The following is a 13,781-nucleotide window of genomic DNA, read 5'->3' as shown; positions in this document are numbered from 1 at the left end:
ACATGACTATAATAGATATAATAAATATATGCAAGTGACGAAAAAAGGGGGTAGACGATGCCTGAAGCAATTTATGAAAAGCTAATTAATAGAATACGCTCTTACCATCCATCGGATGATCTTAGTATGGTAGAGAAAGCTTACAAGCTTGCTAAAGAAGCCCATGAGGGGCAACTTAGAAAGTCTGGTGAGCCATATATTATCCACCCTCTTCAAGTGGCATATATATTAGCAGATCTAGAACTTGATATCGAATCTATTACAGCAGGGATTTTACATGATGTTGTAGAAGATACTGATTATACGTTAGAAGATATTGAGCGTTTGTTTAATAAGGAAGTAGCATTACTTGTAGATGGTGTTACTAAGCTAGGTGTGATCAAGTATGCATCTAGTAACGTAGAATTACAAAAAGAAGAGATTCAAGCAGAGAACTATAGGAAGATGTTCTTGGCCATGGCACAAGATATCAGAGTGGTTCTTATTAAGCTTGCAGATAGGCTTCACAATATGCAAACATTAAAGTTTATGCCACCACATAAGCAAAAACGTATTGCAGAGGAGACCCTTACTATCTATGCCCCAATCGCACATAGATTAGGTATTTGTAAAATCAAAGCTGAGCTTGAAGATTTATCTTTACGTTATATTGAGCCAGAAATATATTATGATTTGGCACAAAAGATTTCTAAAAAGCGTAGTGAACGTCTAGAATATATTGAACAAATTGTAAAACAAATTAGGGAAAAACTAGATGAAGCAAATATTGAGTGTACCGTAGAAGGTAGACCAAAACACTTCTTTAGTATCTATAAAAAGATCGTTAATAAAAATAAAACTCTAGATCAAATATATGATTTATTTGCTGTGCGTGCCATTGTGAAGAATGTAAAGGATTGCTATGGTGTACTTGGAATTATCCATGAACTTTATACGCCTATTCCAGGACGTTTTAAAGACTATATTGCAATGCCTAAGTCTAATATGTACCAATCACTTCATACCACTTTAATGGGAAGTGAAGGGACACCTTTTGAAATTCAAATTCGTACAGAAGATATGCACCGTACTGCAGAGTATGGTATCGCTGCTCACTGGAAATATAAAGATGGCGATATGTCTGGTTCCATGCCAGATAAGTCAGAAGAAAAATTAGTTTGGCTCAAACAAATTCTAGAATGGCAAAGAGATATGGACGACAATACAGAGTTCATGAATGCTTTAAAGCTAGACTTAGATATTTATACAGACCAAGTGTATATCTTTACACCAAAAGGTGAGCTCATTACATTACCAAAAGGCTCTACTCCTATTGACTATGCTTATTCTATTCATAGTGATATCGGGAACAAAATGGTAGGTGCAAAAGTTAATGGTAAGATTGTAAAAGTAGATTATGTGATTAAAAATGGTGATCGCGTAGAAATCTTAACATCCCCTAACTCAAAGGGACCAAGTCGTGACTGGCTTAACATTGTCAAGAGTACACAAGCTAGAACTAAGATTAATCAATGGTTTAGAAAGCAATTTAAACAAGAAGACATTATTCGTGGGAAAGAGCTACTTGAAACTTGTGCAAGACAAAAAGGTTATGTTCTTTCAGCACTTTCAGATTCAAAATGCATAGAGAATGTATGCAAACGCTATGGCCTTAGAAATTGGGATGCAGTATGTGCAGCTATTGGTTATGGTAGCATTAAAGAAAAACAGATTATCCAACGTTTAATTGATGAAAATATTAAGGTTAAGAAAATACCAATTACACCACAACAGTTCTTAGATAATCATGCACCTAAAGAAAACTTTAATTATGAAGAAGAAAAACAACCTAAGAAAAGTAAAAGTGGTATTGTTGTTCGCGGTGTAGGTGATGTGGCTGTACGTTTCTCCAAATGTTGTCGTCCACTTCCAGGTGATGAAATCGTAGGATATATTACACGAGGACGTGGTGTATCTATTCATAGGCAAGACTGTACAAATATTATCCATATGTGTGAAGAAGAGAAAGAACGTCTCATTGAAGCACAATGGTTCAACGAAGAAGAGATTAGTAGAACATACATTACAGAGATTCAAATTACAGGTAGTGACCGTATGGGTATTATCTTAGATATTTCTAAGATTCTAACAGATATGAAAGTACCTGTTAAATCACTTAATGCAAGAACAACCAAAAATCATGAGGCTATTTTCAATATTCGTATTGAAATTAATCATACTTATCAACTTGATGAGCTTACGCGCAAAGTGATGCAGATTCAAGATGTAGTAGAGATTCAACGTGTCTCATCATAAGGAGTTATTATGAGAGCAGTCGTACAAAGAGTAAGTAGTGCTTCTGTTACGATAGATGGAGAAGTAGTAGGTGCTATAGAGCATGGGCTACTTGTCTTAGTAGGGATCAAAGCAGAAGATACAGTGAAAGATATGGATTATATTATTAATAAAATCAGTGGACTCCGCATTTTTGAAGATGAAGCTGGTAAAATGAACTTGTCAGTAGGGGATATAGATGGGAAAATTTTAATCGTTCCCAACTTTACACTCTACGGAAGTGCAGTAAAAGGTATGCGTCCTAGTTTTATTGCATCAGGTGATGTAGAAGTTGCAAGAGGCAAGTTTGAAACGTTTATGGATAAATTACGTATGGGCCAAGTTCCAGTTGAAGCGGGTGTGTTCCAAGCAGATATGCAGGTTGCACTTGTAAATGATGGGCCTGTTACAATATTACTTGAAAGTGATAAAACATTTTAGAAAGAAGGGACTGGCGTAACAGTCCCTCTTTTTCGAATTGACTAAAGGGAGGAAAGGCATGATAATTTATAGAAGAAATACTGCAACAGATAAGTTAGTATCTTTTTTGAGTATCCTTTTAGCTGTGTTCCTTATTAAGAATAATATAGACTTATATCGCATATTTGGTAGTGTTAATATGCTTGATTTAGTTGTTACGCTTATTGGAATTGGCGTTGGAAGTGTGTTTTTATATACTTCAAAAATGAAGTATATAGAACTTACAAATGAGGGAATTAATTGGTACACTTGGTTTTTCATTAAGCATACAATAAAGATAGATGATATAAAGAAAGTGGAAGCTAAAACATATTATATTATTATTGTGAAAGAAAATAATAAAGAAGTGTGGATACCAACAAGATGTGTTAAAAAAGAAGCATTAAGCGAATTATTACGCGTTTTAAAAGTTGAAGAAGTTGAGTAGAAAGATTATCAGAAGTTATAGATAGAATTTAAACATGAAGAGGTGCAGCATGAAAATAGAAGTTTTATCAGTTGGGGCATTAGCAGAACAGACATATTTTATTATTGATGAAGCAACAAAAAAAGCATTTATTGTAGACCCAGGCGATGATGCAGCAATTATTAATCAGAAAATAGATCAAGAAGAATTAAAAGTAGAGAAAATTATTTTAACACACGGACATTTTGATCATATTGGTGCGGTAGAAGAAGTAAGACATCATACAGGATGTAAAGTCGTGATCCATGAAGAAGGTAAACGCTACTTAGAAGATGTAGCTTATAACTTATCTACAATGCTCGGTGGTGCTTTAACTTTACAAGCAGATGAATATGTACAACATGGAGATATCATTACATTAGACGGAACAGATATTAGCTTTAAAGTACTCCATGCACCGGGGCATACAAAAGATGGTGTGGCTTTCTATAGTGAAAAATATAAAGTTGCTTTTGTAGGTGACATTATTTTTAGAGGTTCTATAGGACGTACAGACTTCTTAGGTGGCAATAGTGTAGACCTTATTAAAAGCATCAGAGAACAAATCTTCACATTGGATAAAGAAGTAGTACTTTACCCAGGACATGGACCAGCAACAACAGTAGGAGATGAAATACTTCATAACCCTTACTTCAACATGTTCGAATAATAGGATGAAATAGATTGGAAGATAAAAATGATAAAATTAACTTGTATCGGTCATGATACTGAATTTGAAATAAATAATATTATTCACCTTTTTGAACCTTATATGGAAGGTGAATACGATTTACAAAGTACTTTAGAGGGGAATGAGGCAAGTGCCAAGCTTCTCAAAGTAGGTGTAGTTTTATATGAATGTACAAGACAAGTAGAACCAGCAGATAATGAGATTAAACTCAAGAAAAATCGTAAGCTAGTGTTAAAAGAAGCAGTATATGATGTACTCTATCAACTTACAGGTAAGCAAATGCCTTGGGGGATGCTCACAGGGATTCGTCCAACGAAGATTGTTCATGATTATCAAAAACAAGGTATGAGTGATAAGGTTCTTAGAGCAAGGCTTAAAGACGTCTATCGTATTTCAGATGCAAAAATAGATTTAATGATGGAAGTTGCAAAAGCAGAAGAAGAAATCTTAGAGAAGAATCAAAAAGATGAAATCAGCCTTTATATAGGGATTCCATTTTGCCCAACAAGATGTGTATACTGTTCATTTACAGCCTATTCATTAGAAGCAAAGAGAAATCAAGTGGAGAGTTATTTAGATGCTCTTTGCAAAGAAATTACCTTTATTGCAGAAGCTAAAAAGGATCATCCAATACGTAGCTTATACATTGGTGGAGGTACACCAACTAGTTTAAATGAAGCCCAATTAGAACGTTTGCTTAAACATATTAAAGCAAGCTTCAATCTAGAAAATGTTGGTGAGTATACAATAGAAGCAGGTAGACCAGATACGATCACAAGAGAAAAACTTGAGATTATGAAAGCTATGGATGTAGGTCGTATTTCTATTAACCCACAGTCAATGAACCAAAAGACATTAGATACCATTGGACGCCATCATACAGTGGAAGATATTATTGAAGTTTTTAATATAGCAAGAGAGCTAGGCCATGATAATATTAATATGGACATTATCTTAGGACTTCCTGGCGAAGGTGTAGTAGAAGTACGTCACACTTTAGAAGAACTTAAGAAGTTAGGGCCAGAAAATATTACAGTTCATACAATGGCAATCAAGCGTGCGTCACGTCTTAAAGAGCAACAAGATGACTATCAATTGGCAGAAGCAACAAAGATTGAACAAATGTTAGACATTAGTCAAAGAGCATGTAGAGCAATGGGGCTTGCGCCTTACTATATGTATCGCCAGAAAAATATGCTTGGTAATTTTGAGAACGTAGGCTATGCAAAACCAGGTTACGAATGCGTCTATAATGTTGAAATCATGGAAGAAAGTGAAAGCATTATTGCAGCAGGAGCAGGAGCTATTACTAAAATGGTCTACCAAAATGGTGAACGCATTGATCGTATTGCTAATGTAAAAAGTCTTGAAGATTACATTGGACGTATTGATGAAATGATTGAACGTAAGCGAGAAGGTTTCGAAAAGTATAGATAGTAAAAAGGGAGATGCTTTAATAAAAATAAAGTACCTCCCTTTTTTATTTTATATACTCTATGCGCTAATAGTTTTGTGGAAACAGCAAAATGGTTCTTGCTTGCGTGGGAAAAATACATTTCCTATATAGTCAAAACCTTGTTTTTTAAATAAGCCTTGTGCACGGTGATTTTGTGAGAAAGTATCAATACGAAGGTCACGTACGCCTTCTTGAAGTGCAAGTTCTTCTGCGAACTTAATAATCTGTGAGGCATATCCTCTTCCACCGTAGCCTGGATGAATAGCAAGTCTGTGAATAACATATGCAGTTTCTGGACCGTTGAAGTTAAGTGTTTGGTACTCCGGAGCTTGATTGGTATCAATACAAGCAAAGCCACAGATAACGCCATCTTCTTCTATCACATATAAATCTCCATTTTCGATATCTTGAGTTAAGATGTCTTGATTAGGATACGTATGATCCCACTGAAAAATATTGTGCTTAGCCATATCAGCTATAACTAATTCTTTAATATCTAGTAATTGTTGTAGGTCATTTAGTTGAGCACGTCGAATCATTAAATCCCTCTTTCTGTAAAAAATATATGTTTTTGTAAGTTGTGTCAGTGATGACAGTATTATAGCAATGACATTTTTAAAATGCAATAAAAATTTTATGTTAACAATTACCTAGGTAAAGTCACAATTTAAAGAGATAAACCTTGACAAAAAGTGCTATCAGCTTTAAAATAACAACTAACTTAATACATAAATCTATGATGAGAAAGAGTACGATCTACCATTCAGAGAGAAGGCCTATGGCTGCAAGCCTTCACCAGATCAGAAGACATCTCGGAGTGTGTATTTGAATCAAGTAGGATACGACGTGTGGCTACGTTATCGGCTAATGAAGGTGCAAAGCTTAAGTTTATTTGGGTTTTGAACCAGGGTGGCAACGCGATATTATCGTCCCTGGCATTTATGCTAGGGGCGTTTTTTATTGTTTAAAACCTATTTCCACAGGATGTGCATGAAAATGTTGAAATTGTGCATAATTTTTAAAAATAAACTTTTGAATTGTGAATAAAAGGATGAAAAGGAGATGCTTATGGAAATCCGTGCATTAAAAGGAACCAAAGATATTTTTGGCGATGAGATGAGAAAATGGCTCGAGATGGAAGAAACCATTAGAGGCTTATGTGATGACTTTGGATTTACTCAAATTCGTACACCAATGTTTGAGTTTACAAACCTTTTTCAAAGAAGCGTAGGCGATACAACAGATGTTGTACAAAAAGAAATGTACTCTTTTATTGATAAAGGGGAAAATGCAATTACTTTAAAACCAGAAAGTACTGCAGGGGTTGCACGTAGCTATATTGAACACAATATGGGCGCAGATGTACAACCAATTAAAGTTTACTATATGTCACCTACTTTTAGATATGAAAAACCTCAAGCAGGTAGACAAAGACAATTCCACCAATTTGGTGTTGAAATGTTTGGTTCAGATTCTCCAACAGCAGATGCAGAAATCATCAGCATTGGTTATGAACTTTTAAAACGCATGGGCATTAACAAAGTTGAACTTCATATCAACTCATTAGGAGATCCAGAGTGTCGTAAGAAATATAACGAAGCATTAAAAGCATTTCTTGAGACTAAGAAAGATGGACTTTGTCCACTTTGTAATGAACGTCGTGAGAAAAATCCACTTCGTGTACTTGATTGTAAAAACCCTGCATGTCAAGAAATGTTCCATGATGCACCTACAGTATTAGATACTTTAGGAGAAGGTTGTAAAGCTCACTTTGAAAAAGTTCAAGAACTTTTAACAGCTATGGGAATCCCATTTGTAGTAGATCCAAAAATCGTTCGTGGTTTAGACTACTATACAAAAACAGTATTTGAATTTGTATCATGTGATATTGGTGCACAAGGTACTGTATGTGGTGGTGGACGCTACAATGGCCTCATTCAAGAAATTGGTGGTAAACCAACTCCAGCAGTAGGATTTGGAGCAGGTATGGAACGTCTTATCTTAGCTAAAGAAGCAGAACAAGGGAATACCCTTCCACCAGCTACAAGAGATTTATTCTTAGGCTACAGAGGGGAAGAAGCAACAATTACAGCTTACAAGCTTATTACAGAGCTTAGAAGTGCAGGTATTAGTGCAGAAAGTGATCATCTTCAAAGAAGCGTAAAAGCTCAAATGAAGTTTGCTAATAAAATTGGTGCGAAATACTCAGCAATTATTGGTGAGAGTGAACTTGAAAACCAAGTTATTAATCTTAAAAACATGGAAACAGGCGAAACAAAAGAAGTTGCATTTGCGGACCTTGTAAGTGTAATGAAAGAAGAATTAGCAAAATAGAACTTATTTTTTATTAATGGAATCAAGTCATATCATAAATAGAGACATTTTAAGGAGGAACGCATATGTCAGAATCAATGCAAGGTTTAAAAAGAACCCATCGTTGTACAGAACTTAGCCATGCTAACGTTGGTGAAACTGTAACAGTAATGGGATGGGTACAAAGAAGAAGAAATTTAGGTCAATTACTTTTCATCACATTAAGAGACCGTTCAGGTTTACTTCAATTAGCTTTTGGTGAAGAAACAGACAAAGCAGTATTTGAAAAAGCTGAAACACTTAGAAGTGAATACGTTATTGCAGCAACAGGTGTGGTACGTTCACGTGGTGAAGATGCTAACAAAACAATGAAAACTGGTGATATCGAAATCGAAGTACAAGAACTTCGTATTTTAGCAGAAGCTGAAACAACACCATTCGAAATCGTAGAAAATAGTGATGTAAGAGAAGAGTTACGTCTTAAATACCGTTACTTAGACCTACGTCGCCCAGATATGCAAAATACAATTATGATGCGTAGCAAAACTACAGGTGCTGTAAGACGCTTCTTAGAAGAACAAGGATTCCTTGAAGTAGAAACACCAATGCTTACAAAATCAACACCAGAAGGTGCACGTGACTACTTAGTACCATCTCGTGTACATCCAGGTAACTTCTATGCATTACCACAATCACCACAAATCTTCAAACAACTTCTTATGGTATCTGGTTATGACCGTTACTTCCAAATCGTAAAATGTTTCCGTGATGAAGACCTTCGTGCTGACCGTCAGCCAGAATTCACACAAATCGATATGGAGTTAAGCTTCGTAGACGAAGAAGATGTAATGGGTATTAACGAAAGACTTATCCAACACGTATTCAAAGAAGTATTAGGACATGAAGTACAACTTCCAATCCAAAGATTAACATACCAAGAAGCTATGGATCGCTTTGGTAGTGATAAACCAGACTTACGTTTTGGTGTAGAACTTACTGACCTTTCAGATGTAGTAGCAGACAGTGGATTTGCTGTATTTGAAAATGCGCTTGCAAATGGTGGTTCTGTACGTGCAATCAATGCAAAAGGTATGGGTGACCTTGGACGTAAACAAATTGATAGCTTAGTTAAAGTAGGTCAAGACTTTGGTGCAAAAGGTGTAGCTTGGCTTCAAGTTAGGCCAGATGGAGAAGAAAAATCTTCATTCACTAAGTTCTTAACACCAGAAACAGTGGCAGCAATCAAAGAACGTATGGGCGCAACAGATAACGACCTTATCTTAGTTGTAGCTGACAAACCATCTGTAGTTTATGCAGCACTTGGCGCACTCCGTCAAGAAGTAGCAAAACGTTTAGACCTTATTAACAAAGATGAATATAGATTTGTATGGGTAACAGACTTCCCACTTCTTGAGTATGATGAAGAAGCTGGTAGATATGTAGCAATGCACCACCCATTCACAATGCCAAAAGATGAAGATATTGCACTTATGGAAACAGATCCAGGTAAAGTACGCGCTAAAGCTTATGACCTTTGCTTAAATGGTTATGAACTTGGTGGCGGTAGTATCCGTATTTACCAAGGAGATGTTCAAGAGAAAATGTTTAACCTTCTTGGTTTTACAAAAGAAGAAGCTTACGAACGTTTCGGCTTCTTACTTAATGCATTCAAATACGGTGTACCACCACACGGCGGTTTAGCATTTGGTCTTGATAGACTTGTAATGCTTATGGCAAAACGTGATAACATCCGTGACGTAATCGCATTCCCTAAAGTAAAAGATGCAAGCTGTCTTATGACAGAAGCACCAGGTGCAGTAGAACAAAAACAATTAGATGAATTAGCACTTATGATTCAAGAACTTGTAAAAGAAGAAGAACCACAAGCATAATTTCATTTAAATAACTAATAGCCTCTAAGTAGATGGTTTAACCATTTACTTAGAGGCTTTAATATTTACCTAAAGAGGTAATTATGGATACGAAAATAAGAAAAGTGGATTTAAATGAAAATAAATATCAATTTTATATTGATAATTGTTTTCAGTTGTGTTATTATAAATTTACCACAGATAAGACATACATAATAATTATTTAAATTACCTCTAGTATTATAGTTAGAAACATAAACAGATGATTTCCATAGTCCCGGAAATCATCTGTTTATGTTTTTAAGGAATGAAATACAAGTTAGAATGGTAGACATAATAGTTGTTAAACAAAAAAGGTTATTGTATAATAGGAGCACTAGAGAGGATGACACCATGTACTTTTATTTTGCAATTATACTACTTTTATTAACGTTAGCTTTGACGAAGTGGAAACCTAGGCTAAGACCTTTATTTATTCAAGTAAATACAGTAATTTTATTAATCTACATTATTTGGAGATTTACAGCTATTCCTACCCATTCACCAAGTTCATTTATTGCAGGATGCTTATTGATTGGAGCAGAAATGATAGGTATTTCTCAATTTTTGATTTTTGAGTATATGTTTTCCAAAACCTATAAGATAGAAAAGAAAAACTTAAAAAGTTATAGGGAGCAGCCCCTCCCCACTGTAGATATATTAATTTGTACATATAATGAACCTATTCAATTAGTCGAAAAGACGATTGCAGCTAGCTTAAATATCCGTTATCCAAAAGACAAGATGAAAGTGTATGTGTGTGATGATGGCAAACGTAGTACTTTGGAGCAATTATGTAAAGCGTATGGCGTAGGTTATATAACACGTATAGATAATGAGGGAGCAAAAGCAGGTAATATTAATAATGCACTAAATTATATACAGGGAGATCTTTTTGTAGTTTTAGATGCAGATATGATCCCAACCCAAGCCTTTTTAGAGAAGACTATCGGGTATTTTGAAAAAGAAGAAGTAGCTTTTGTTCAGACACCACAAGTTTACTACAACCAAGATATGTATCAATATAATTTAGGAAAGAGCATTCCAAATGAACAAGACTTTTTTATGAGGGATGTACAAGAAGCAAGAGCAGCTATAGGTGCCGTACTACATGTAGGAACAAATGCTGTATTTAGAAAACAATATGTATGCGAACTAGGTGGCTATCCTACTTGTTCAATCACAGAAGATATGGCAGTGGGCATGCTCTTACAAGCACAAGGATATGAAACCATTTTTATTAATGAAGTACTTGTATTAGGACTAAGTGCAACAACTTATACAGACTTGATTCAGCAAAGAGATAGATGGTGTAGAGGGAATCTACAAGTGATTAAGCATTTTAATCCATTAACGATGAAGGGATTGAAATGGAAGCAAAAAATAGCATATTTTGATGGGGTACTTTATTGGTTTAGTAGTGTTCAAAAGATGATTTTCATCATGGCACCTTTATGCTATTTGCTATTTGGAGTGTTGATGATTGATAGTTCTGTTCAAGAGATTTTGAAGTATTTCCTTCCTTATTTACTAGGGCAATACTTGATTTTTAAGGCCTTTTCTCCCAATACTAGGACATTGAGATGGTCACATGTATATGAAGTAGCTATGGCACCACATATTACTTTGTCTGTATTAAAGGAATTGTTCTGTCTTAATATCAGATTTAATGTAACGCCTAAAGAGGTGGTAAGTACTAAGCCTTATTTTCAATTTAGAGGGAGTTTACCTCATATTATAATTGCAAGCGCATCTGTGTTAGCATGGATTATAGGAACATATGCACTTGTAACAAATACAATCACTATGGGTGCTTATAGTATTAATATGTTATGGAGTATTTATAATTTTATAGGTGCAGTAGTTAGTATTTATGTAGCCTATCAAAAGCCAATCTATAGAAATGTAGAGCGTATAGAACTTAAAAGGCCTATGAATATAAATATTGAATGTGATAAGCATTCATATGAAGGGCAACTAAAGGATATATCGGAAAAAGGTCTAGGCATGGAACTTATGTCTTTAGCAGAATTTGAACTTGGACAATCTATAAAAGTTTACTTAAAAAATGAAGAAGAGACCATTGTAATTGAAGGGTATCTAGCGAGACAATATAAAAAGCATATTGGTATAGAATTTACACATTTAAGTCCTCAACAGATGAGTGCTATTATTAAAATTTATACTGATCATATGAAGGCCTTTTATGAGGTCGAAAAAGAGATGAAATATATAGACAAAAGAGTAGATTCAAGTTGGACTTGAATCTACTCTTTTGTCATTTTCTAATTCGTCCTCGTCATCACAAATGATACTTTGCTTGTGAAGGTGATGAGGGTATACATATAAGTTAACTACAAGCCCAACAATGGCTCCATAGAGTGTATATGCAGTACGTTTGATACCATAAATAAATGGCATTTGGATATTAGTTGTTGTACAAAGAATTGCACAAATAACAATACATCCAGGGAAAATAGCAGCAGGTTTTTTGAAGTATAATGCAATTTGAATCAGTAAAAAGATACTTAAACAAGCTGCAAGGGCTTGAACATAAGCATTATAAGGTAAAAAACTTAAGCAAAGGAAGACAATATTAGAAATAATACTTCCAAAAAGAGTTCCCCAAACACGATTTTTAGCATTTTGAACGGATCCATCTTTATCCCCTTGGATAACAAAGATTGTTGCAATACATGCAAAGAATGGATCTGGAACGCCCATAAATGCTAAAGAGATAATACAAATAGCAACAGCGAGCAATGTCTTTATAGTACGCATTCCGATTTTAAAACGATATTTCATTTCTACTAAACCTCTAACTATCAAAATTCATTCTTATTCTCGCCTATTATTATAATATAGTTTTCTAGAAAGTAAACAAGAATAATTGTATTTATATGACTTTTATGGCCATAAAGGATGTATGATATTGCATATTCAACAGGACATGTGAATATTTATAGAACAATAATGTGTAGTAAGGGGAGTTTAATTATGAAAAAATTGATGAGTCTTATAGTATGTGGGCTGATGCTCATGACATCGTTAGCCGGTTGCAATAGTGCAGGAGGCGGTACGGGAAGCTCAAGTAGTAGTGGGGATGTTATTAAAATTGGGGTGTTTGAGCCATTAACAGGTGCTAATGCAGCAGGTGGAGAATTAGAAGTTGAAGGGATGAAGATTGCCAATAAACTTTATCCAGAAGTGTTAGGGAAGAAAGTAGAATTAGTCATTGCGGATAATAAGTCAGATAAAGCAGAAGCAACAACAGCAGCTGCACGTTTGATCGAAAAAGATAAAGTATCAGCTATTATTGGTTCTTGGGGATCTAGCTTTTCTATTGCAGCAGGAAATATTGTCAAATCTAATCAAGTGCCAGCAGTAGGTGCATCTTGTACCAATCCACTTGTAACGAAGGATAATCCATACTATTTCCGTGTATGTTTCTTAGACCCATTCCAAGGAACAGTTATGGCAAACTATTGCTATCAACAAGGTTATAGAAAAGCTGCCATCATCCAAGAAGTATCCAATGACTATGCAGTAGGCCTTGCAAAATTCTTCGTAGATGCATTTACACAACTAACAGGTGATCCTAATTGTATTATTACAACGGGTAACTACAATACAAACGACCAAGATTTCTCTGGAATTTTAACTAATATCAAAGAAGCGAATCCAGATGTAGTTTTTGCACCAGGTAACTTTACAGAGTCAGCACTTATTATTAAGCAGGCACGTAACTTAGGTATGACCATTCCTTTTGTAGGAGGAGATACTTGGGAAACCAATGAGTTTATTGAAGTAGGGGGAAAAGAAGTTGAAGGGGTTGTTCTTTCTACATTCTTCGATGATACAGCACCTGCTACAGATGAAGCTAAAAAGTTTGTAGAAGCATACAAAGCTGAGTACCCAGATAGAGAAAGTGTTCCAGCTGTAAGTGCATTAGGCTATGATGCTTATATTCTTATTTTAGATGCTATTGAACGTGCGGGTAGTAGTGACCCGAAAGCAATCCGTGACGAACTTGCAAAAACAGCAAACTTTGAAGGGGTAACCGGTATGATTACCATTAACGAAGAAGGCGATGCAGATAAGAATATGGCGATTATTAAAAAAGTAGAGAATGGTAAGTTTGTCTACTCTGACACAGTTGTTATTAAGGAATAG

General features: G+C 35.1%; 11 protein-coding genes and 1 other annotated feature. Of the genes, 9 read left to right on the top strand and 2 right to left on the bottom strand.

Going from position 1 to position 13,781, the window contains the following annotated elements; all coding sequences use genetic code 11:
• Nucleotides 1–57 precede the first annotated feature (57 nt).
• From PBV87_RS08415 to hemZ, 5 genes are read left to right on the top strand one after another with little or no spacing between them, the layout of a single operon-like run.
• Nucleotides 58–2,295, top strand: coding sequence for a RelA/SpoT family protein (locus PBV87_RS08415; RefSeq protein WP_053986107.1), 2,238 nt, complete (start codon nt 58–60; stop codon nt 2,293–2,295).
• 9 nt (nt 2,296–2,304) lie between these two features.
• Nucleotides 2,305–2,754 carry a D-aminoacyl-tRNA deacylase gene (dtd, locus tag PBV87_RS08410; protein WP_053986106.1) on the top strand — a complete coding sequence of 150 codons (450 nt, stop codon included), beginning with the start codon at nt 2,305–2,307 and terminating at the stop codon, nt 2,752–2,754.
• 58 nt (nt 2,755–2,812) lie between these two features.
• The gene (locus PBV87_RS08405) at nt 2,813–3,220 is read left to right on the top strand and encodes a hypothetical protein (protein ID WP_053986105.1); all 408 of its coding nucleotides are present in this window, start codon (nt 2,813–2,815) and stop codon (nt 3,218–3,220) included.
• A 49-nt stretch (nt 3,221–3,269) separates the two neighbouring features.
• Nucleotides 3,270–3,908: an MBL fold metallo-hydrolase gene (locus tag PBV87_RS08400; protein ID WP_271011878.1), complete on the top strand. Its 639-nt coding sequence runs from the start codon at nt 3,270–3,272 to the stop codon at nt 3,906–3,908.
• A 27-nt stretch (nt 3,909–3,935) separates the two neighbouring features.
• Entirely contained in the window at nt 3,936–5,366 is a 1,431-nt protein-coding gene (hemZ, locus tag PBV87_RS08395; RefSeq protein WP_053986103.1) for a coproporphyrinogen dehydrogenase HemZ, read from the top strand.
• A gap of 57 nt (nt 5,367–5,423) precedes the next feature.
• On the opposite strand, the gene PBV87_RS08390 is transcribed toward hemZ, so the two are convergent.
• Nucleotides 5,424–5,924: a GNAT family N-acetyltransferase gene (locus PBV87_RS08390; protein ID WP_271011877.1), complete on the bottom strand. Its 501-nt coding sequence runs from the start codon at nt 5,922–5,924 to the stop codon at nt 5,424–5,426.
• Between the two features lie 188 nt (nt 5,925–6,112).
• Nucleotides 6,113–6,322: a binding site (T-box leader), on the top strand.
• A gap of 131 nt (nt 6,323–6,453) precedes the next feature.
• Here PBV87_RS08390 and hisS point away from each other — a divergent pair.
• From hisS to PBV87_RS08375, 3 genes are all read left to right on the top strand, one after another.
• A complete protein-coding gene (hisS, locus tag PBV87_RS08385) occupies nt 6,454–7,719 on the top strand; it encodes a histidine--tRNA ligase (RefSeq protein WP_053986101.1) in 1,266 nt (421 codons plus the stop codon).
• 65 nt (nt 7,720–7,784) lie between these two features.
• Nucleotides 7,785–9,590 (top strand): aspartate--tRNA ligase, encoded by a 1,806-nt coding sequence (gene aspS / locus PBV87_RS08380; protein WP_271011876.1) that lies wholly within the window; start codon nt 7,785–7,787, stop codon nt 9,588–9,590.
• Nucleotides 9,591–9,962: 372 nt separating this feature from the next.
• Nucleotides 9,963–11,873 (top strand): glycosyltransferase family 2 protein, encoded by a 1,911-nt coding sequence (locus PBV87_RS08375; RefSeq protein WP_271011875.1) that lies wholly within the window; start codon nt 9,963–9,965, stop codon nt 11,871–11,873.
• On the opposite strand, the gene PBV87_RS08370 is transcribed toward PBV87_RS08375, so the two are convergent.
• Nucleotides 11,859–12,437, bottom strand: coding sequence for an FUSC family protein (locus tag PBV87_RS08370; protein WP_271011874.1), 579 nt, complete (start codon nt 12,435–12,437; stop codon nt 11,859–11,861). The genes PBV87_RS08375 and PBV87_RS08370 overlap by 15 nt on opposite strands.
• A 168-nt stretch (nt 12,438–12,605) precedes the next feature.
• On the opposite strand from PBV87_RS08370, the gene PBV87_RS08365 reads away from it, so the two are divergent.
• Nucleotides 12,606–13,781: an ABC transporter substrate-binding protein gene (locus PBV87_RS08365; protein ID WP_271011873.1), complete on the top strand. Its 1,176-nt coding sequence runs from the start codon at nt 12,606–12,608 to the stop codon at nt 13,779–13,781.

It is taken from the genome of Holtiella tumoricola (assembly GCF_027857615.1).
In the GTDB taxonomy this organism is placed as follows: Bacteria; Bacillota; Clostridia; order Lachnospirales; family Cellulosilyticaceae; genus Holtiella; species Holtiella tumoricola.
The sequence above is the reverse complement of the archived record's forward strand: the minus strand, read 5'-3'. Positions and strand labels throughout refer to the sequence as shown.

Coding starts and splice junctions, on each gene's coding strand:
- PBV87_RS08375 (WP_271011875.1), top strand. CDS start 9,963: ATGTACTTTTATTTTGCAATTATACTACTTTTATTAACGTTAGCTTTG.
- PBV87_RS08365 (WP_271011873.1), top strand. CDS start 12,606: ATGAAAAAATTGATGAGTCTTATAGTATGTGGGCTGATGCTCATGACA.
- PBV87_RS08415 (WP_053986107.1), top strand. CDS start 58: ATGCCTGAAGCAATTTATGAAAAGCTAATTAATAGAATACGCTCTTAC.
- PBV87_RS08390 (WP_271011877.1), bottom strand. CDS start 5,924: ATGATTCGACGTGCTCAACTAAATGACCTACAACAATTACTAGATATT.
- PBV87_RS08400 (WP_271011878.1), top strand. CDS start 3,270: ATGAAAATAGAAGTTTTATCAGTTGGGGCATTAGCAGAACAGACATAT.
- dtd (WP_053986106.1), top strand. CDS start 2,305: ATGAGAGCAGTCGTACAAAGAGTAAGTAGTGCTTCTGTTACGATAGAT.
- PBV87_RS08405 (WP_053986105.1), top strand. CDS start 2,813: ATGATAATTTATAGAAGAAATACTGCAACAGATAAGTTAGTATCTTTT.
- aspS (WP_271011876.1), top strand. CDS start 7,785: ATGTCAGAATCAATGCAAGGTTTAAAAAGAACCCATCGTTGTACAGAA.
- hisS (WP_053986101.1), top strand. CDS start 6,454: ATGGAAATCCGTGCATTAAAAGGAACCAAAGATATTTTTGGCGATGAG.
- hemZ (WP_053986103.1), top strand. CDS start 3,936: ATGATAAAATTAACTTGTATCGGTCATGATACTGAATTTGAAATAAAT.